Below are 18,553 nucleotides of genomic sequence, written 5' to 3' on the forward strand. Positions count from 1 at the left end.
GGGCTTGGCACTGCTGTTGCTGCTGGCCAACCTGGGCCTGTGGACCTACACCCAAGGCCATTTGGCCCCGCTGGGCTTGGCCCCTTTTGAAGCGCGCGAACCCGAGCGGCTGGCGCAGCAGGTGGCGCCGCACACGCTGCGCGTGCTCAATGCGCCTGCGCCTGCCGAAGCTGCTGCCGCCGCACCCGCCCTGCCGGAGCCTGCCGAAGCGGTTGCAGCCGGGCTCGGGCCGCTGGCAGCCGAGGCCACCCCCGCTGCCGCACCCACCCCGGCACCACGCCCAGAAACCGAGCCCGCCGCACCCACCCCGGCAGCGGCCCCGGAAGCGCCGCGCCCCAACCCGGCCATCGCTGCCGCCCCCGGCACTGGCCTAGGCACCGCCCCCGGCCCCGCCACGGCCTGCTGGCAGGCCCGAGGCTTATCGGGGCCGCAGGCGGCGCTGGTGCGCGCCGCACTGGAGCCCAAGGCCGAGCTGCAAGGGCGCTGGAGCCTGACCGAAACCCGGCTGCCGCCACGCTGGCTGGTCTACATCGGGCCCTTGGCCAGCGAGCGCGCCTTGCAGCAGCGCCGCTCGGAGCTGAGCTTGGCCGAGATCGAACACCGCAGCGTGGCCGCCCCGCTCGCGCCCGGGCTGGCGCTGGGCACCTTCTCCAGCCGCGAGCGCGCCGAAACCGCCCTGACTCAAGTGCGCCGCCAAGGCGTGCGCGACGCCCGCGTGCTGCAAGAGCGGCCCGAGTCGGTCACCCACACGCTGGTGCTCAGCGCCGTCAGCGCGGCGCAGTTGCGCCAGATCGAGGCCATGGCCATCGTGCCGCCGCGCGTGTTGCAATCCTGCCCTTAATGCCCACCCTCATACACCCCTCGCACCAGCCCGAAGCCCGGCGCACGCTGCTTGAACTGCTGCTGCTGGCCTTGTTGTGGCTGGTCCTGCTGGCGCTGCCACCCATTTTTCCGCAACCCAACCTGCTGCTGCACGTCGGGCTGGAAACGCTGGGCATCGTGCTGGCCGGGCTGATTTTTGCCGTGGTCTGGTCGGCTCCACGCACCAGCATCTCGCGCAACGCCCGCCTCTTGGCGACCACCTTCCTCGGCGTGGCCCTGCTCAATTTGGGCCACTTGCTCGCGCACCCCGGAATGCCGGCTTTTGTCACCCCCAGTGGCACCGAGAAAGCCATCAACTTTTGGCTGGCGGGGCGTTTGCTGGCGGTGCTGGGCTTGCTGGCAGCGCTGTGGCTGCCTTGGCGGCAGGCTGCATCGAGCCCGCGCTGGCTGCCGCTGCTGGCGGTGCTGGCACTGACCGCCAGCTTTTATGCCTGGTTTTTGTGGGCGCCGCACACCGTGCCGCGCACCCATATTGAGGGCGTTGGCGCCACGCCTTTCAAGCAGGCCGTCGAGGCGCTGCTGATCGGCCTGTACCTGCTGCTGCTGCTGCGCCTGCTCTGGCTGTGGCGGCAAGCGCGCACATTCAACCTCAGCGGCCTGTTTGGCGCCGCAGTGGCCATGGCCATGGGGGTGGCGCTGTTTGCCCAATACGCCGGCGCCAACGATCTGTTTTATGTGCGCGACCACCTGTTCAACATCTTGCCGTATCTGTTCCTCTACCGCGCCCTGTTCACCGAAACGCTGTTGGCCCCGCACCAGGCCCTGCAAGCGCGCACCCTCGAACTCGAGCAGGCGCGCTCGAATCTGGCGCGCGAACAAGAGCGGCTGCAAACCGCCCTTGATGCCTCCCAGACCGAGATCGCCGAGCGCAAGCAGGCCCAAGCCGAGCGCGAGGCGCTTTGGCAGCAGCTGGGCGACCTGGCCGCCAACGTGCCTGGGGTGCTGTTTAGCTACCGCCACGACCCCGATGGCCAGCCCCGCTGCCTCTACCTGAGCCAACGCGCCGAGGCCGTCTGCGGCGTGGCGCGCAGCCTGCTTCAAGTCGACGTCAGCGCCCTGATCGCGCGCCTGCGCACCCGCGACCGGTTGCGCCTGATGCGTACCATGGCCGAGGCCGAGCTCTTGGGCGGCCCTGTGCACACCACCTTCAGGCTGCCCCACCCCGAGCGGGGCTTGCGCTGGATCGAAATTTCGGCGCAACCGCACCACCAGCCCGGTGGCGGCGTGCTGTGGCACGGCTATGCCCAAGACGTTACACGCGCCCACACCGACCAAGAATGGCTGCGCCTGTCTGACAAGGTGTTCGAGGCCAGCCAGAGCGGCATTTTCGTCACCGACGCGCGCCGCCGCTTGGTCAAGGTCAACCCCGCGTTTACCGAAATCACGGGCTACCCACCCGATGAGGTGCTGGGCCGCTCACCCAAGGTGCTTGGGTCGGGGCAGCACGACCCGCAGTTTTTTACGCGCATGCTCGACACCCTGGCCCAACACGGGCGCTGGCAAGGCGAGGTCTGGAACCGGCGCCGCTCGGGCGAGCTGTACGCGCAGTGGCTGGCGGCCTCGTGCATCCGCAATGAAAGCAGCGAGATCACGCACTATCTGGCGGTTTTCACCGACATCTCTGGCCTCAAGGCGCACGAACAACAACTGGACCACCTGGCCAACCACGACATGCTCACCGGCTTGCCCAACCGGCGCCTGCTGCGCGACCGGCTGCAGCAGGCCATCGCCTACAGCCAGCGCAACGGCAGCGGTCTGGCGGTGGCCGTGCTGGACCTCGACGGCTTCAAGCCGGTCAATGACGCGCACGGCCACGCGGTGGGCGACAAGCTTCTGGCCGAAGTGGCGCTGCGCCTGCGCGAGGTGGTGCGCGCCGACGAAACGGTGGCGCGTTTGGGCGGCGACGAGTTCGTGCTGCTGTTTAGAGAAAACCACGGTCCGCTGCCGCTGGAACGCGTGCTGCAAACGGTGCAGGAGCCGATTTGGGTCAACGGCTTGAGTCTGCGGGTGGGGGCCAGCGTTGGGTTGTCGCGGCTGCGCGCCGACAACGCCAGCGTCGAGCAACTGCTGCAAGAAGCCGACCAAGCCATGTACCAGGCCAAGAGCGCTGGCCGCAACCGCTGCGTCACGTACAACCCATCCGCCTCGAAGCAGGAGCGCGCCGAGGCCGCCGCCGGTGCCGCCACCCGGGCCCCGGCGCTGCCCCACAACGGGGAGACGCCCCCATGAAGCCCCCTACCGACCCCGTTTTGCCTGCCAGCGCCCTGCTGCTGGCCGCTGGCCGCGGCGAGCGCATGCGCCCGCTCACCGACCGCACCCCCAAACCGCTGCTGGCGCTGCACGGCCAGCCGCTGATCGCTTGGCACCTGGACGCACTGGCGCGCGCCGGCGTGCGCCACGCGCTCATCAACACCGCCTGGCTGGGCGAGCAGTTGCCCGAGCGCCTAGGGTCGAGCTGGCCGGTGGATGCCGCCAGCGCCTCTGCCACGCCCTTGGCCCTGAGCTACTCGCACGAAGGGCGCGACTTTGGCGGCGCACTCGAAACCGCTGGCGGCATTGCGCGCGCCCTGCCCGCGCTGGCCGAGTGCTTTTGGGCTGTGGCTGCCGACGCCTATGTGCCCGGCTTCGCCTTCGACCCCGCCGCCTTGCAGCGCTTTGCCGCCAGCGGCCTGCTGGCGCACCTGTGGCTGGTGCCCAACCCGGCGCAGCACCCGGGCGGTGATTTCGGCCTAGACCTCAACCCCGGCCCCAGCCACCAAGGCTGCACACTGGCGCTCAACCTGCCCCCCACCCACCCCGGACCGCGTTACACCTTCAGCGGCTTGGCGCTGTACCGGCGCGAGTTGTTTGCCCCGCCCTGGCTGGACATTGCCCCCGGCAACCCACAGGGCATCCGCGCCGCGCTGGCGCCGCTGCTGCGCCACGCGATGGACAATCAAATGGTAAGCGCCGAGCTCTACCCCGGCCCTTGGGCCGACGTCGGCACCCCGGAACGCTTGACCGCCCTCGAAGCACGAATCCCCCTATGAACGCCCCAGACCCCATTGCCGCCTCTGCCCCTGTCGCGCCCACACCGGCCTGCCCCCCAATCGCCCACGCCGAGGTCTATGCCGCGCGCCGCGCCCGGCTGGCAGCGCAACTGGGCCCGGGCGGCATCGCCCTTGTTCCCACCGCGCCCGAGCGCAAGCGCAACCGCGACAACGAATACCCGTACCGCTTCGACAGCTACTTTTACTACCTCACCGGCTTCACCGAACCCAATGCCTGGCTGCTGCTCGACGATCAGGGCCACAGCACCCTGTTTTGCCAGCCCAAAGACTTGCAACGCGAAATCTGGGACGGCATCCGCCTCGGCCCCGCAGCGGCCCCGGCCGCGCTCGGCGTCAGCGCCGCCTACCCGATCGAGGAGCTCGACGCCCGCCTGCCCGCGCTGCTGGAAAACCGCGCCAGCCTGAGCTACCCCTTCGCCATCCACGCCGGACTGGAGGGCCGCATCGACGGCTGGCTGCAAAAGGTGCGCGCCCGCACCCGCTACGGTGCCCTGTGCCCCGACACCCAGCGCGACCTGTGCGCCCTGCTCGACGACATGCGCCTGTTCAAAGACGCGCACGAGCTGGGCCTGATGCGCCGCGCCGCGCAGATCAGCGCCGGGGCGCATGTGCGCACCATGCAGCGCTGCGCCCACTGGCTGCGCGGCGGCCGCGAGCTGCGCGAGTACCACCTAGAGGCCGAGCTGCTGCACGAGTTTCGCCGCCACGGCGCCCAAAGCCCGGCCTACGGCAGCATCGTTGCCGCCGGCTCCAACGCCTGCGTGCTGCACTACCGCGCCGACGCCGCCCCGGTGCGCAGCGGCGAGCTGGTGCTGATCGACGCCGGCTGCGAGCTTGACGGCTACGCCAGCGACATCACCCGCACCTTCCCCGCCAACGGCCGCTTCAGCGGGCCGCAGCGCGACGCCTACCAACTGGTGCTGGCGGCGCAACAGGCCGCCGTGGCCGCCACCCGGCCCGGCCAGCGCTTCACCGACCCGCACCAGGCCAGCGTGCGCGTGCTGGCGCAAGGCATGCTCGATCTGGGCCTGCTCGATGCCGCCAAAGTGGGAACGCTCGACGATGTGATCGAGCAGCGCCACTACTTTCGCTTTTACATGCACCGCACCGGCCACTGGCTCGGGCTCGACGTGCACGACGTGGGCAGCTACGTGGAACCGAGCGAAATCGGGCAGGCCAGCGAGCGCACCGACCCGCTCAGCGGCGAGACCATCAAAGACCGGCCCAGCCGCATCCTGCGCCCCGGCATGGTGCTCACGCTCGAACCCGGCCTGTACGTGCGCCCCGCCGACGACGTGCCCGAGGCATTCTGGAACCTCGGCATCCGCATCGAAGACGACGCCGTGCTCACGCCCGAGGGCTGCGAGCTCATCACGCGCGCCGTGCCCGTAGAGCCCGATGAAATCGAGGCGCTGATGCGCGGCTGAGGCGCGACTGATGCGCACAGCAGGCGCAATATCGGCCCAGCAGCGCCAGCCCTGGTTCAGCCCTTGGGCGACCCAGCCCAGCGGCTACACTGGGCACCTCGACCCGCAAAGGCCCGCTCCATGAACACCCCCCGCCCCACCGAAGCCATCGCGCCCGCCCAAACCGCCGCAGCAGACGCGCCGCCCGATCCGTCCGAGCCCAGCGCCCCGATCGAAGCGGCCCAAGCCAACGAAGACGACGCCACCCCAGCCCACCCGCCAGCCGCCGCCACCCACTTGAGCCCGCAAGAGCTCGACGAGCTCGAAGACATCCTGCTCGATCTGGGGCAGCGCGGCGTCGAGGCGCCCTCGTGGGAATTTTTGGAAGGCTTCATGGCCGGGCTGCTGTGCTGCCGCCGCGCCATCGAAGCCGATGAATACTTTGCCGCTGTGCTGGCCGACCCGAATAGCGGGCGCTTCGGGCCGCATCTGTTCCCAAGCCCCGAGCAGCACCAGCGCTTCATGGACCTGTGGCAGCGCCGCTGGCTGCAGGTGCAAACCGCGCTCGACGCCCCGGTCGATGCGCTGGACGACGAGCGCGCCTATGCCCCCGAGCTGTTCGATCTGCGCGCCCTGCTGTGGTCGCTCAGCGAAGAAGAGCGCGCCAAGATGCTCGCCGAAATGGCCGCCGAAGCGGCGGCCCAAGAGGGCGTCGATGCCGACGGCATGCCCCACGTGCCCGCCTTCGCCCAGTTGTGGGCCATCGGCTTCATGGCCGTGGTGCAGACCTGGCCCGAAGAATGGCAGCCGCCGCGCGACCGCGAACTGGCCCAGTGGCTGCAGGAAGCGCTCGATGACATCGAAGCCCTCACCGAAGACGATCTGGATCCGCCCAGCCTGAGCACCCAGGCCGACAACGACCCGCCCAGCGTCAGCCAGCAGCGCCTAGACGACTACGGCACGGCCCTGTGGGCCGCCTACGACCTGCGCGAAATCGCGCGCACCCTAGGCCCGCGCGTGGTGCCGCAGCGCAAAACCGAACAACCCGGCCGCAACGACCCCTGCCACTGCGGCAGTGGCAAAAAATTCAAGAAGTGCCACGGGGCTTGAAGCCCACCACCAGTGCCCAACAAGTGCCCGAAGGCGGGGCGCTGTGGCCGGCGGGTGTGGGCCGATTTCTGGCCGCGCAGCGGACGGCATGAGGCCCGCGCCCGCCGGCCGCAGCGCCCCGCCGGAGCGAGCCGCAGGTTCGGCCTCAACCCGCCTCAACCTGCCGCAACAGCCCCTGCAGCGCGTGCCGCACCGCCGCCCAGCGCACGGCGTCGCGATCGCCCTCGAAGTGCTGCGTCTGGCTCGTTACCCCGGCCGGCGTGGCCCAAGCAAAACACACCGTGCCCACCGGCTTGCCGGGGCTGCCACCCAGCGGCCCAGCCACGCCGCTCACCGCCACGCTCACCTGCGCCACAGAATGCCACAGCGCCCCCTCGGCCAAGGCGCGCACCACCGGCTCGCTCACCGCCCCGTGCTGCTCGATCAAGGCCGCGCTCACCCCCAGATGCGCGCTCTTGGCCGCATTGGAATAGCAAACAAAGCCGCATTCAAACCACTCGCTGGAGCCACTCAGGCCGGTGCAGGTGGCGGCGATCAGGCCGCCGGTGCAGCTCTCGGCGCTGGCCATGCGCCAGCCGCGCGCGCGCAGCGCAGCCGCTAGGGGCTGACACAGATCGAGCAGTTGCGGCTCCAGCGTGTTCATGCGCAGCCCCTCAATAATCAGAACAAAAACCGCCACAGGGCGAACAACAGCAGCACGCAAAAAGCCGCCACCAAGTCGTCGAACATCACCCCCCAAGCCCCGCGCCAACCCTGGCCCTTGAAGACGCGGTCGGCCCATGCCACCGGCCCGGGCTTGGCGGCGTCAAAGTAGCGAAACAGCGCAAAAGCCAGCAACTGCCCCAGCCAGCCCGCCGGTGCGATCAGCCACAGCACCAGCCAGAAGGCAACGACTTCGTCGATCACGATAAAGCCTGGGTCGCTGGCGCCGCTGTGGCGCAGCGTGATCGCCGTGGCCCACCAACCCAGCAGCAGCGTGACAGCGATGATTAGCCCCCACACCCAATCGGGGGGCTGCCACAACAGGCTGACCCACACAAACACCGCCCAAGCCCACAGCGTGCCGACGGTACCGGGCGCGCCCGGACTCAAACCAGACCCAAAACCCAGCGCCAGCGTGTGCGCCGGATGTGCCAGCAGAAAGCGCAGCCCCGGCTGGCGCATGGCTTTGGGTGCCGAGGCCGAGGCCGATGCCGATGTCGATTCCGGGCTCACGCAAACCAGCCCTCAAAACCATCCACCGGCTCGAAGCGGCGGCCCAGCACGCGCAGCCGCGTCGGGCCGGGCAGCAGGCGCGTGGGCTGCGCGTGGCAGGGGTCGCCGGGGTAGCACAGGCCGCGCAGCGCGCCTTCGGCAAAGGGCGTGGGCTCGATGCACGGGGCGCGCCGCCCCAGTGCCTGCTGCCACGCCGCCGCCGCGCTCTCAAAACGCGCCAGTTCGGCCAGCGCCATCAGTTGCGGCGCAATCAGCTCCAGCTCCTGCGCCCAGTGGCGCTGCAGGGCCGCGCGCGGGCTCAGCCAGAGCGCCTCCACGGCCTCGCGCTGGTCTGGCACGGCCTGCTGCCCCGGCGGCAGCAGGGCCAGAAAAAACCGGGTGTCAAAGCGCGCCGTGCCCACCACCGGGTTGCGCGGCGTGATCCAGCGCGACCACGGGCGCAGGGCCGCCGTCCGGGCCTGCACCCCATGTAGGCCCAGCACCTCGGGCCAAGGCCGGCCTTGCTGCAAAGCCTGGAGCAAGCCCTGACTGAAGGCCGGGCTTGGCCCAAGCCCAGACGGCCACGCCCCGCCGCCCGCAGGCGCCGCCAGCAAGACCCCGGCCTCTTCGTACAACTCGCGCAAAGCCGCCAGATGCAGCCCGCGCGCCTGCTCGCCGCTCGTCTGCGGTTCGTTGAGTTGGTGCGCAAAATCGGCCTCGGGCTGGTCCAGCGCCGCCAACCAAGCGGCGTCGCAGTCGGCCGCATCGAGCTTGCCACCCGGAAACACATAGACCCCGCCCAGCACCTCGGTGCCAGGGTGGCGGCGCAGCAGCAGCACCTCCAGCCCAGCGCTGCCGTCGCGCAGCAGCAACACAGAGGCCGAGGCACGCGGCGGCCGGTCGGCCTCGCAGCCAGTGGCATCAGTGGCGCCCGGAGCACGGGTTGCGCTCGGTTCGGCCTTGGGGCAGTTTGCGGACGGGTTCATGGCGCGATTGTGGCACCGTCAGCGGCCACGCAAGCCTGGTGCAACACCCGCGCTGGGCACCCAAGCTGGAGCGCACGCTATGCGGCCGGTCTCAAGCAAAGTGATCAAAGCCCGCCAACTCCACCCCCGGCGGCAGGGTGTAGGGCTGCCCCCGGGCATCCACCAGGCGGCACGGCGGCCCCGCATCGGCCAAGGCCACGATGCGCCCGATGCGGCTCAAGGCCACCCCCGCCTCCTGCCCGGCGCGCTCGATGGCAGAGCGCGCCGCCAGCGGGGCCGTGAACAAAAGCTCGTAGTCGTCGCCACCGGCCAGCAAGCAGGTCAGCGCCCGACCGGGCTGCGACTGCGCCAGCGCGCACAGCTCTGGCCCCACAGCGGCGCTGGCCAGCAGCGCCGGCACCTCCAACTGCGCCGCCACCCCCGAGGCGCGCAACACATGCCCAAGGTCGGCCAGCAGGCCGTCGCTCAAGTCGATCGCCGCGTGCGCCTGCCCGCGCAAGGCCAGCCCGAGCGCCACCCGTGGCTCGGGCCACTCCAGCCGCTGCCGGCAGCGCGCCAGCGCGGCCGCAGGCAGCGGCCAGTGCCCGCGCAGGGCCTCCAGCGCCAGCCGCGCCTGGCCCAAGTGGCCGCTCACGTACAGATCATCGCCAGCGCGGGCAGCGTCGCGGCGCAGCGCCTGCTCGGGCGGCAGTTCGCCAAACACCGTCAGGCACAGATTGAGCGGCCCGGCGCAGGTGTCGCCCCCCACCAGCGCGCAGCCGTGCGCGTCGGCCAGCGCCAGCAGGCCGGTGGCGAATTCCTGCACCCAGGCTTCATCGATCTGCGGCAGCGCCAGCGCCAGCGTAAAGGCCAGTGGCCGCGCGCCCATGGCCGCCAAGTCGCTCAGGTTCACCGCCAGCGCCTTGTGGCCGAGCGCGCGCGGGGCCACATCGGGGAAGAAATGCCGCCCCTGCACCAGCATGTCGGTCGAAACCGCCAGCACCTGCCCCGGCCCGGCTTGCAGCAGCGCGCAGTCGTCGCCATTGCCTAAGCGCACTCCGGCACGCGCCCCGGCTTGCGCCAAGGGGTGCTGGAAATATCGCCGGATCAGATCGAATTCGCCCAAGGCCATACACCGCGCTCAGTGCAGCGCCGAGCGGCCTGCTTCCCCGTCGGCGCGCAGCACGAAAGCCGCCACCGGGGCCTCGAAGCGCTGCCCATCGACGGCGACACAGAAAAAATGCCCGCTCATCAGCCCCATCGGGGTGCGCAGCGGCACGCTGCTGCTGTAGCGAAACGACTGCCCCGGCTGCAGCAGGGGCTGGTGCCCGACCACGCCCAGCCCATCGACCTGCTGCGTCTGGCCGCGCGCGTCTTCGATCTCCCAGTGCCGCGCCACCAATTGCGCCGCCACCTCGCCGCTGTTGCGGATGGTGATGGTGTAGGCAAACAGGTACAGCGGCGCCTGCGGGTCGGACTGCTCCGGCACGTACTGGGGCTCGGCTTCGCAAGTGAATTGGTAACGTGACATGGGCCGCATTGTGAAGCACGCGGCGCCGCGCTGCACGCCTTGGCTGCGGCAACCCTGCAAAGGGCGGGCGCGCATGCGCCAATCTGAAGCCCGGCCTAAGGAAATCTAAAGCGTTGCGGTGCGTCTTGGGCGCCGCCATCGGTACACAATCGCACTGTGTAAGCTGCCCGACCCTTGGTTCAACCCCCTCACAGAGCCCATCCCATGCCCACCTACCGCATTGCCCCCTCCATCTTGTCGGCCGACTTTGCCCGCCTTGGGCAGGAGGTGAGCGAGGTCATCGCCGCCGGGGCCGACTGGATCCATTTTGACGTGATGGACAACCACTACGTGCCCAACCTCACCTTTGGGCCGATGGTCTGCCAGGCGCTCAAGCCGCACGCCAAAAAGCCCGACGGCACGCCGGTGCCGATCGACGTGCACCTGATGGTGCAGCCGGTCGATGCGCTGGCCGGGGCCTTTATCGACGCCGGGGCCAATCTGGTGAGCTTTCACCCCGAGGCCAGCGCGCACGTGCACCGCAGCATCCAGGCCATCAAGGCGCGCGGCTGCCAGGCCGGGCTGGTGTTCAACCCCGCCACCCCGCTCGATGTGCTGGACTGGGTGATCGACGAGCTGGACCTGATCCTGATCATGAGCGTCAACCCCGGCTTTGGCGGCCAGGGCTTCATCGACTCGGCGCTGCGCAAGGTCGAGCAGGCGCGCAAGCGCATCGAGTCCTGCGGGCGCGACATCCGGCTTGAAGTCGATGGCGGGATCAAGGTCGGCAACATCCGCCGCGTCGCCGCCGCCGGGGCCGACACCTTCGTGGCCGGCAGCGCGATTTTTGGCCAGCCCAGCTACGCCGCCGTGATCGCGCAGATGCGCGCCGAACTGGCCGCCAAGGCCTGAACCGAGCGCATGCAACCCCACACCGGGGCAGCGCCCAAGCCCGCACCATTAAGGGTAAACCCCGGTCCAATTGATAACCACGCTTGCCGCAATGTGACTATGATCAAATAGTATCTTTTATTGACCCCACTTGGGCGCTTACCACATGACTTCACCATTGCGCTTTCACCCCCTGATCCGCCCCGGTGTCTGGCTGATGCAGCGCCTGCCCATGGGCTTCAAGCTGTTGGCGCTGGCCGCCGTGGTGCTGCTGCCGCTCTCGCTGGCGGCGGTGTGGATCGTTCACAACCTCTGGAGCGATCGCGCCGGGGTGCAGGGCCAGCTCAGCGGCTTGCAGGTGCAGCAGCAGGTCGTGGCCGTGGCGGCCCCGCTGCTGGAGCACCAGGGCCAGGTGCACGGCTTGCTGGCCGGGCGCGCCGATGCCGCCCCAGCGCTGGAGGCCGCGCGCACGCAATTGCGCCCCGCCGTCGCCGCGCTGGATGGGGCCATTGCCACCACGGGGCAAGCCGAACTGAGCGCCAAATGGGCACCGCTGCGCGACGAACTGCGCCTGCTGCTCAACACCGCCCCGGCCAGCCACAACGCCGCCGACTGGTACGCCCGCCACACCGATCTGCTGCTGCGGCTGCAGCGTCTGGCGCTGCTCAACGACGAAACCTCTACCCTGCTGCTCGACCCCGACCGCACCCTGTTCTACCTCGTCGATGCGCTGGTGCAGCGCCAATTGCCCTTGCTGCAAGCCAGCGCGCACCTGCGCAACGAGGGCGCCGTGCTGCTGCTGCAAGCCCAAGGCGGCGGCATCAGCCCCGAGCTCATCACCCAGGCGGTGCGGCTGGGCAGCTACACGACCGTGGTCGATGAACAGCTGCGCCAGATGCAAGAGCGCATCGAGGCCTTGGTCCGCATCGGCGCCGCCGCTCCGGCGGCTTGGCCGCAAGCGCAGGCCAGCAGCCAGCAATACGCGGCGGCGGTGCGCGACGGCATCGGGGCGGGCGTGCTGGCCACCGAGGCGCCAGCGCATTTCCAGCAAGGCAGCCAGGTGCTGGCCCTGCAACTGGATCTCAACCAACAACTGGTCGCACAGGCGCAACAACTGCTGGACCAACAGCACAGCCGCCTGCAGTGGCTCTTGCTCGGCATGGGCTTGGGGGCGTTGCTGGTGCTGCTGGCGCTGGTCTATGGCATGGTCGCGCTCTACCACGCCACGCTCGATGGCCTGCGCCAACTCGGTACCGTGTTCAAAAACGCCACCCAGGGCGACTTGACCGGCGAGGTGCAGATTGCCGGCCAAGACGAAGTGGCGCAGATGGCGCAGCAATTTCGGCTCATGCTCAACACCCTGTCGGCCATTGTTGCCGATGTGCGCAGCGTGGCCGCCGTGCTCACCCACATGGGCGGACAACTGGTGCAAGACAGCCAGCTTTTGTCTGAGCGCACGCAGTCGCAGGCCGCCAGCCTGGAGCAAGCCAGCGCCAACATCCGCGAAGCCGCCGATACCGTGACGCGCAACAGCGAGGGCGTGCTCGAAGTCAGCCGCGTCAGCGCCGGGCTGCACCGCCAGACCGAACACGCCAGCGGCCTGATGCAGCAGACCATGAGCGGCATGGGCACGCTGCAAAGCACCTCCAAGCGCATGAACGAGATCATCGGCGTGATCGACAGCATCGCTTTTCAGACCAACATCCTGGCCCTCAATGCGGCGGTGGAGGCGGCGCGCGCGGGCGAGGCCGGGCGCGGTTTTGCGGTGGTGGCCTCCGAGGTGCGTTCGCTGGCCCAACGCAGCCAATCGGCCGCCGGAGAGGTGCGCCAGTTGATCGCCGAATCCACCAGCCGGGTAAAAAACTCGGTCGATGAGATCAGCGCCGTCAATGCCGTGATGGAGCAACTGGTGCAAGGCATCCGCGACATCACGCAGCGCATCGACGCCATGGCGGTGGCCAGCAACCAGCAAAGCGCCGCCCTCAAGGAGGTCTCGCAAGCCATGACGCAGCTCGACGGCGTGACCTACGACAACGCCGCCATGGTCGAGCGCAGCGCGCGCCACACCCATGAGCTGCTGGCCCACACGGCCGACCTCGACGCGGCCGTGCACCACCTGCGCCTCAAGCAGGGCACGGCCGACTTGGCGCGCCAACTCACCGAGCAGGCGCTGGCGCATGTGCGCAAGGTCGGCTATGAGCGCGCCAGCGAAGATTTTTACAAGCAAAACGGGCCCTTCATTGACCGCGACCTCTACATTTTTGTGCTCGATCGGCAAGGGGTGTACCGGGTCATGGGAGCCAACCGCGCCAAGACCGGCAGCCGCGTGCAAGACGCACCCGGCATCGACGCCGTGCAATTCATGCACGATGTGTGGGAGCAGGCCGATGCCGGCGGCGGCTGGCTTGAATACAATATCGTCAACCCCTTGACCGGCGAGGTGCGCGGCAAGTCTTCTTTCGTGTTGCCGCTCAGCGCCGACTTGCTGATCGGCTGCGGGGCCTACCGCAGCGCGCTCAAAACCAGCTAACCGTCGCTCCATTCTTTGTCCATCAACGAAACTGCATCGCCGCACCTGATGACGGCTGGCGAACGCCGCGCCAGCGCGTCCTTGGCCGCCATTTTTGCGCTGCGCATGCTGGGCCTGTTTTTGGTGCTGCCGGTGTTTGCGCTGGAGGCGGCGCGCTACCCCGGCGGTGACGATCCGCTGCGGGTCGGGCTGGCGCTGGGCATTTATGGCCTGACGCAGGCGCTGCTGCAAATCCCGCTCGGCATGGCTTCCGACCGCTGGGGCCGCAAGCGCGTCATCCAGGGCGGGCTGCTGCTGTTCGCTGTCGGCAGTTTGGTGGCCGCCTGGGCCCCGACGCTGGAATGGCTCACCGTGGGTCGCGCCCTGCAAGGTGCGGGAGCAATTTCGGCCGCCATCACCGCCTTTTTGGCCGATGTCACGCGCGACGAGGTGCGCACCAAAGCCATGGCCATGGTGGGCATCAGCATTGCCCTGACCTTTGCCCTCTCGCTGGCCACGGCGCCGCTGCTGGTGACGGTAATCGGGCTGCATGGCCTGTTTGGGCTCACGGCCGCGCTGGCGCTGCTGGGCATGGCGGTGGTGGCTTGGGTGGTGCCGCCGGAGCCGCTGCGCCTGCGCCCGCCCCAGCGCGCCAGCTTGCGCTCGGTCTTGCTCGATGCGCGCTTGGCGCGGCTGAACGTGGGCGTGTTCGTGCTGCATGCGGTGCAACTGGCCTGCTGGGTGGCGCTGCCGGCTCTGCTGTTGCAAGCGGGCCTGGCGGCGCATCTGCATGGCTGGGTGTATTTGGTGGCGGTGTTGGCGGCCTTTGTGGTCATGGGCGCGCTGCTGTTTCGGCTGGAGCGGCGCGGGTTTTTGCGCGCCGTGTTTTTGTTCGCCATCGGCCTGATCGTGCTGGCGCAACTTGGCCTGTGGTGGGCCAGCGCCGCGGCCGCGCCGAACTGGATGTGGCTGTTTTTGTGTTTGCTGGTGTTCTTCATTGGCTTTAACACGCTCGAAGCCAGCCAGCCCAGCCTGGTCTCAAAAATGGCCAGCGCCGAACAGCGCGGCGCCGCGCTGGGGGTCTACAACACGCTGCAATCGCTCGGATTTTTTACTGGCGGGGCGCTCGGTGGGGCGGTGCTGGCGCTGTGGGGGCCGAGTGGCCTGTTTCTGGCGTGCGCCGCCCTGGCCCTGCTGTGGCTGCTGGTGGCCTGGCGCATGCCGGCGTTGCCGGCTGCGCCGCCCAAGCCCAAGCGATCGGGCGCGCCCTGACCGGGGCGCGGGTTTCAACAAATGCGCGGCAACTGCTCACCACTGAGCCAGTCCACCACGCGGCGCCCGCCAAAGCGGGTTTGCATTTGCACGAAGTGCTGCGCGTCGGCGGCCACGGTGCCAATCTGGCAGGCCTGGCCGCCCAGCGGGTGCGCACGCATCGCCGCCAGCACCGTGGCGGCGGCCTCGGGGGCGCAGATCGCCACCAGCTTGCCCTCGTTGGCCACATAGAGCGGGTCCAGCCCGAGCAGCTCGCAGGCGGCATCGACTTGCGGCTGCACCGGGATCGCCGCCTCTTGCAGCAGCATACCCACGCCCGACTGGCGCGCAATTTCGTTGAGCGTGGTGGCCAAGCCGCCACGGGTGGGGTCGCGCAGCACGCGCACCGCCCCCGGGGCCGCTGCCAGCATGGCCGCCACCAGGGTGTGCAAGGCGGCGCTGTCGCTCTCGATGGTGGTGGCAAAGGCCAGTGACTCGCGCTGAGACAGCACCGCCACGCCGTGCTCGCCAATCGAGCCTGACAGCAACACCGCATCGCCGGGGCGGGCGTTGCGGCCGCTGACATCGACCCCCGCCGCCTGCAGCCCCACGCCCGTGGTGGCAATGAACACCCCGTCGCCCTTGCCGCGCTCGACCACCTTGGTGTCGCCGCAAACCACCGGCACCCCAGCGGCGCGCGCCGCGGCGCCCATCGAGCGCACGATGCGCTGTAGATCGGCCAGCGGGTAGCCCTCTTCGATGATGAAGCAGGCGCTCAGGTAGAGCGGCTGCGCGCCCAGCATGGCCACGTCGTTGACGGTGCCGTGCACCGCCAGGCTGCCCAGATCGCCACCCGGAAAGAAGATGGGCGAGACCACGTGGCCGTCGCAGGCCATGACCAAGCGGCCCGCGATGGAGCCCGGGCCCGGCAGCGGCAGGCTGGCGCCGTCGTCGCCTTGGCGCAGAAAGGGGTTGTCGAGTTCGGCCAGAAACAGCTCATCGATCAACTGCGCGGCCGCCTTGCCGCCGGCCCCATGCCCCATGTCGATGCGGCCGCGCTTGATATCGAGTGGGCGCAAATAGGCTTTGCGGGTCGGCTCGCCCGTTTGCCCGGCTGCAGAGGAGTCGCTCATGCCGGCGCCCCCTCGGGTTGCGGCGCCGCCGCGCTGGCCACAATGGGGATGTCGCGAAAGCGCCCGTAGGTGTAATGCGCGGCGCAAGCGCCCTCGCTCGACACCATGCAAGAGCCGATCGGGTTTTCGGGGGTGCACACGGTGCCAAAGATTTTGCATTCGCGCGGCTCTTTGACACCGCGCAAAATGGCGCCGCACTCGCAGGCTTTGTTGTCGGCCACGCTGCGGTAGTGCAGGCCAAAGCGGTGTTCGGCGTCAAACAGGCGGTAAGCGGGGCGTATCTGCAAAGCCGAATGGGCCAGGCTGCCCAGGCCGCGCCATTCGAAGGAATCGCGCAGCTCAAACACCTGCTCCATCAGGGCCTGGGCGCGCAGGTTGCCGGTGGGGTTGACGGCGCGGGTGAATTCGTTTTCGACCTCGGCCCGGCCTTCGTTGACCTGGCGCACCAGCATCAAAATGGCTTGCAACACGTCCAGCGGTTCAAAGCCGGCGATCACCACCGGCTTGCGGTACTCACGGGCAAAGCGGGCGTAGGGCTCGGAGCCAATCACGATGCTGACATGGGCCGGGCCCACGAAGCCTTCGATTTCGGCCGTGGACCGCTCGGCCGCGCTGGCACCGTCCAGAATGGCGCGTATGGCCGGCGGCGTGAGCACGTGGTTGCACATCACGCTGAAGTTGGCCACGCCTTGGCGTGCGGCGGCGTCGATCACCAAGGCGGTGGGCGGGGTGGTGGTCTCAAAGCCGATGGCAAAAAACACCACCTCGCGCTCGGGGTTCTGGCGCGCCAGCTCGAGCGCATCAGCGGGCGAATAGACCATGCGGATGTCGGCCCCGCGCGCCTTGGCCCGGGTCAGGGAGTCGCCCTCCGAGGCGGGCACGCGCAAGGTGTCGCCGAAGGTGCACAGGATGACGCGCTGGCTCAGGGCCAGATCGATGGCCATGTCGAGCCGGCCAATGGGCAGCACGCAGACCGGGCAGCCGGGACCGTGGATCAGGCGCAGGTTGGGCGGCAACAGATCGACCACGCCGTAGCGCGATATGGCGTGTGTGTGGCCGCCGCAAAACTCCATGAAGCGGTAGGCGTGCCCGGGGTCAACCTCGGCGGTGATGCGCTCGGCGATCTGGCGCGCCAGCGCGCCGTCGCGGAATTCGTCGATGTGCTTCATGGGGTGCAGTCGTCGAGCTGAGGTGCGGCCCGCAGGGGCGGCTTGGCGGCCAGCGGCGGCGGCTCCAGCTCCTGAAAGCGCTCGATTTCAGCAAAAATCTCGAGCGTGCGCTGCGCCTCTTCCGCGTCGAGCAGGCCGATGGCGTGGCCGACGTGGACGATCACGTAGTCGCCCTCCACCGCCTCGGGCACCAGCGCCAGCGAGATGGTTTTGCGGATGCCGCCGAGCTCGATGACGCCCTGCTCGTGCTCCAGGCGTTGCAGCAGCAGGGCCGGTATGGCTAGACACATGGTTCGTTCTCCTTCGTTGTGGCAAGGGCCGCCGATGCGGCAGTCAGTTCTTGCGCCACCACCCAGGCCTGGCCCAGCGCCAGACCGGCGTCGCCGCAGCCGTGTTCGGTTTGTAGCCAGACCGGCAAACCCGCCTGCTGCAGCCGGGCGCTGAGCCGCTGGCGCAAGATGGCGTTGTAAAAGCAGCCGCCCGCCAGCGCCACGCCGCGCACCGGGCGCTGGCGCCGGGCTTGCAGCACCCAGTCGGCCAGCCCATCGGCCAAGCTCAGGTGAAAGGCGGCGGCGAGGGCGTCGGTGCGGGCGTCGGTGGCAGCGGCCGGGGCCGGGGCGGACTGGTGCAGCGCCAGCCAGAGCGGGCGCAAGTCCAGCCGCCCCTGAGCGTCGGACAGCGGCGTGGGCAGCTCGGGCAGCTCGGTGGCGCGATCCAAGGCCCGCTGCGCCGCCTGTTCCAGCGCCATGGCGGCTTGGGCTTCGTCGTCTTGCTGCAGGCACAGCCCGAGCGCGGCGGCGGCGGCGTCGAACCAGCGCCCGGTGCTGCTGCTGGGCGGGCAGTTGAACTGGCGCGCCAGCATCTGTTGCAGCAGCGCGGCTTGGGGCGCGCCCACCGCCGCACCCCAGCGCGGCCCGATCTGCTCCCCCAAGCCGCAGGCGTGCAAGGCGCTGGCGGCCATGCGCCAAGGCTGGCGCGCGGCGCGGTCGCCGCCGGGCAAGGCCAGCGGGAACAGATGCCCCAAGCGCTGCCAGTGTGGGCCGTGCAGCCACAGCAGCTCGCCGCCCCAGGCGCTGGCGTCGTCCCCCAGGCCAAAGCCGTCCAGCGCCAAACCCAGCACCGGCTCGTCGAGTGCCTGCGCCGCCAGCACGGCAGCTATGTGGGCGCGGTGGTGCTGCACCGCCACGGCGGGCAGGCCCAGCTCGTTAGCCAGTTCCAGCGCCAGTTGCGTGCTGTAAAAGTCGGGGTGCAGGTCGTGCGCCAGCGCCGCCACCGGCGCACCGGCCAAGCGCGCGCGCTCGATCAGCTCCAGCGCCGACTGGCGCAGCGCCGAGCAGGCCGCCGGGTCGCTCAGGTCGCCGTGCGCGGCCGACCACTGCACCCGGCCGCCCTGTACCAGGCAGGCGCGGTTTTTCAGCCACGCCCCCAGCGCCAGCACGGTGGGGGCGGTGCGGTGGCAGGGCGCGGCGAGCTGTGGGTTCAT

17 protein-coding genes are annotated in these 18,553 nt (G+C 69.5%); 8 read left to right on the forward strand and 9 right to left on the reverse strand.

Annotation, left to right across the window (positions count from 1 at the left end):
- Positions 1-4: 4 nt before the first annotated feature.
- From SRAH_RS09890 to SRAH_RS09910, 5 genes are all read left to right on the forward strand, one after another.
- Positions 5-841 (forward strand): SPOR domain-containing protein, encoded by an 837-nt coding sequence (locus SRAH_RS09890; protein WP_052369161.1) that lies wholly within the window; start codon positions 5-7, stop codon positions 839-841.
- Complete coding sequence (locus SRAH_RS12130) at positions 841-3,111, forward strand: MASE3 domain-containing protein (RefSeq protein WP_052369162.1); 2,271 nt, start codon at positions 841-843, stop codon at positions 3,109-3,111. Before SRAH_RS09890 ends, SRAH_RS12130 begins: the two co-directional genes overlap by 1 nt.
- Entirely contained in the window at positions 3,108-3,911 is an 804-nt protein-coding gene (locus SRAH_RS09900) for a nucleotidyltransferase family protein (RefSeq protein ID WP_029463190.1), read from the forward strand. Before SRAH_RS12130 ends, SRAH_RS09900 begins: the two co-directional genes overlap by 4 nt.
- Positions 3,908-5,359 carry an aminopeptidase P N-terminal domain-containing protein gene (locus tag SRAH_RS09905; protein WP_082210170.1) on the forward strand — a complete coding sequence of 484 codons (1,452 nt, stop codon included), beginning with the start codon at positions 3,908-3,910 and terminating at the stop codon, positions 5,357-5,359. Before SRAH_RS09900 ends, SRAH_RS09905 begins: the two co-directional genes overlap by 4 nt.
- Before the next feature lie 120 nt (positions 5,360-5,479).
- A complete protein-coding gene (locus tag SRAH_RS09910) occupies positions 5,480-6,448 on the forward strand; it encodes a YecA/YgfB family protein (protein WP_052369163.1) in 969 nt (322 codons plus the stop codon).
- Positions 6,449-6,593: 145 nt separating this feature from the next.
- Here SRAH_RS09910 and SRAH_RS09915 read toward each other — a convergent pair whose 3' ends face one another.
- From SRAH_RS09915 to apaG, 5 genes are all read right to left on the reverse strand, one after another.
- Entirely contained in the window at positions 6,594-7,091 is a 498-nt protein-coding gene (locus tag SRAH_RS09915) for a CinA family protein (RefSeq protein WP_029463193.1), read from the reverse strand.
- 17 nt (positions 7,092-7,108) lie between these two features.
- On the reverse strand, positions 7,109-7,612 hold the full coding sequence (locus tag SRAH_RS09920) for a phosphatidylglycerophosphatase A family protein (protein WP_029463194.1): 504 nt from the start codon (positions 7,610-7,612) through the stop codon (positions 7,109-7,111).
- A 47-nt stretch (positions 7,613-7,659) separates the two neighbouring features.
- Complete coding sequence (locus SRAH_RS09925; RefSeq protein WP_197537877.1) at positions 7,660-8,628, reverse strand: NUDIX hydrolase; 969 nt, start codon at positions 8,626-8,628, stop codon at positions 7,660-7,662.
- A gap of 91 nt (positions 8,629-8,719) precedes the next feature.
- Positions 8,720-9,739, reverse strand: a complete 1,020-nt coding sequence (gene thiL, locus SRAH_RS09930; RefSeq protein ID WP_029463196.1) for a thiamine-phosphate kinase — start codon at positions 9,737-9,739, stop codon at positions 8,720-8,722.
- Positions 9,740-9,748: 9 nt separating this feature from the next.
- Entirely contained in the window at positions 9,749-10,138 is a 390-nt protein-coding gene (gene apaG / locus SRAH_RS12680) for a Co2+/Mg2+ efflux facilitator ApaG/CorD (protein WP_029463197.1), read from the reverse strand.
- Positions 10,139-10,342: 204 nt separating this feature from the next.
- Here apaG and rpe point away from each other — a divergent pair, with 204 nt between their 5' ends.
- The 3 genes from rpe to SRAH_RS09950 all read left to right on the forward strand — a co-directional run bounded on the left by rpe (position 10,343) and on the right by SRAH_RS09950 (position 14,789).
- Positions 10,343-11,029, forward strand: coding sequence for a ribulose-phosphate 3-epimerase (gene rpe, locus SRAH_RS09940; RefSeq protein ID WP_029463198.1), 687 nt, complete (start codon positions 10,343-10,345; stop codon positions 11,027-11,029).
- Between the two features lie 145 nt (positions 11,030-11,174).
- Entirely contained in the window at positions 11,175-13,538 is a 2,364-nt protein-coding gene (locus tag SRAH_RS12135) for a methyl-accepting chemotaxis protein (protein WP_052369164.1), read from the forward strand.
- A 48-nt stretch (positions 13,539-13,586) separates the two neighbouring features.
- Entirely contained in the window at positions 13,587-14,789 is a 1,203-nt protein-coding gene (locus SRAH_RS09950) for an MFS transporter (RefSeq protein WP_045477146.1), read from the forward strand.
- Between the two features lie 14 nt (positions 14,790-14,803).
- On the opposite strand, the gene hypE is transcribed toward SRAH_RS09950, so the two are convergent.
- Genes hypE through SRAH_RS09970 form a run of 4 tightly spaced genes read right to left on the reverse strand, consistent with a single transcriptional unit; the run spans position 14,804 to position 18,553 of the window.
- Positions 14,804-15,901: a hydrogenase expression/formation protein HypE gene (hypE, locus tag SRAH_RS09955; RefSeq protein ID WP_045477125.1), complete on the reverse strand. Its 1,098-nt coding sequence runs from the start codon at positions 15,899-15,901 to the stop codon at positions 14,804-14,806.
- Positions 15,898-17,070 carry a hydrogenase formation protein HypD gene (gene hypD, locus SRAH_RS09960; protein ID WP_029463202.1) on the reverse strand — a complete coding sequence of 391 codons (1,173 nt, stop codon included), beginning with the start codon at positions 17,068-17,070 and terminating at the stop codon, positions 15,898-15,900. Before hypD ends, hypE begins: the two co-directional genes overlap by 4 nt.
- Complete coding sequence (locus tag SRAH_RS09965) at positions 17,067-17,360, reverse strand: HypC/HybG/HupF family hydrogenase formation chaperone (protein WP_029463203.1); 294 nt, start codon at positions 17,358-17,360, stop codon at positions 17,067-17,069. Before SRAH_RS09965 ends, hypD begins: the two co-directional genes overlap by 4 nt.
- Positions 17,351-18,553, reverse strand: a complete 1,203-nt coding sequence (locus SRAH_RS09970) for a Kae1-like domain-containing protein (protein WP_029463204.1) — start codon at positions 18,551-18,553, stop codon at positions 17,351-17,353. The genes SRAH_RS09965 and SRAH_RS09970 overlap by 10 nt, the downstream gene beginning before the upstream one ends.

The organism is Serpentinimonas barnesii, assembly GCF_000696225.1.
In the GTDB taxonomy this organism is placed as follows: domain Bacteria; phylum Pseudomonadota; class Gammaproteobacteria; order Burkholderiales; family Burkholderiaceae_C; genus Serpentinimonas; species Serpentinimonas barnesii.

What these genes read in the sequence shown, in the direction of transcription:
- SRAH_RS12130 (WP_052369162.1), top strand. Translation starts at nt 841, where the DNA reads ATGCCCACCCTCATACACCCCTCGCACCAGCCCGAAGCCCGGCGCACG.
- SRAH_RS09900 (WP_029463190.1), top strand. Translation starts at nt 3,108, where the DNA reads ATGAAGCCCCCTACCGACCCCGTTTTGCCTGCCAGCGCCCTGCTGCTG.
- SRAH_RS09905 (WP_082210170.1), top strand. Translation starts at nt 3,908, where the DNA reads ATGAACGCCCCAGACCCCATTGCCGCCTCTGCCCCTGTCGCGCCCACA.
- SRAH_RS09910 (WP_052369163.1), top strand. Translation starts at nt 5,480, where the DNA reads ATGAACACCCCCCGCCCCACCGAAGCCATCGCGCCCGCCCAAACCGCC.
- SRAH_RS09915 (WP_029463193.1), bottom strand. Translation starts at nt 7,091, where the DNA reads ATGAACACGCTGGAGCCGCAACTGCTCGATCTGTGTCAGCCCCTAGCG.
- SRAH_RS09920 (WP_029463194.1), bottom strand. Translation starts at nt 7,612, where the DNA reads ATGCGCCAGCCGGGGCTGCGCTTTCTGCTGGCACATCCGGCGCACACG.
- SRAH_RS09925 (WP_197537877.1), bottom strand. Translation starts at nt 8,628, where the DNA reads ATGAACCCGTCCGCAAACTGCCCCAAGGCCGAACCGAGCGCAACCCGT.
- thiL (WP_029463196.1), bottom strand. Translation starts at nt 9,739, where the DNA reads ATGGCCTTGGGCGAATTCGATCTGATCCGGCGATATTTCCAGCACCCC.
- apaG (WP_029463197.1), bottom strand. Translation starts at nt 10,138, where the DNA reads ATGTCACGTTACCAATTCACTTGCGAAGCCGAGCCCCAGTACGTGCCG.
- rpe (WP_029463198.1), top strand. Translation starts at nt 10,343, where the DNA reads ATGCCCACCTACCGCATTGCCCCCTCCATCTTGTCGGCCGACTTTGCC.
- SRAH_RS12135 (WP_052369164.1), top strand. Translation starts at nt 11,175, where the DNA reads ATGACTTCACCATTGCGCTTTCACCCCCTGATCCGCCCCGGTGTCTGG.
- SRAH_RS09950 (WP_045477146.1), top strand. Translation starts at nt 13,587, where the DNA reads ATGACGGCTGGCGAACGCCGCGCCAGCGCGTCCTTGGCCGCCATTTTT.
- hypE (WP_045477125.1), bottom strand. Translation starts at nt 15,901, where the DNA reads ATGAGCGACTCCTCTGCAGCCGGGCAAACGGGCGAGCCGACCCGCAAA.
- hypD (WP_029463202.1), bottom strand. Translation starts at nt 17,070, where the DNA reads ATGAAGCACATCGACGAATTCCGCGACGGCGCGCTGGCGCGCCAGATC.
- SRAH_RS09965 (WP_029463203.1), bottom strand. Translation starts at nt 17,360, where the DNA reads ATGTGTCTAGCCATACCGGCCCTGCTGCTGCAACGCCTGGAGCACGAG.
- SRAH_RS09970 (WP_029463204.1), bottom strand. Translation starts at nt 18,553, where the DNA reads ATGAACCCACAGCTCGCCGCGCCCTGCCACCGCACCGCCCCCACCGTG.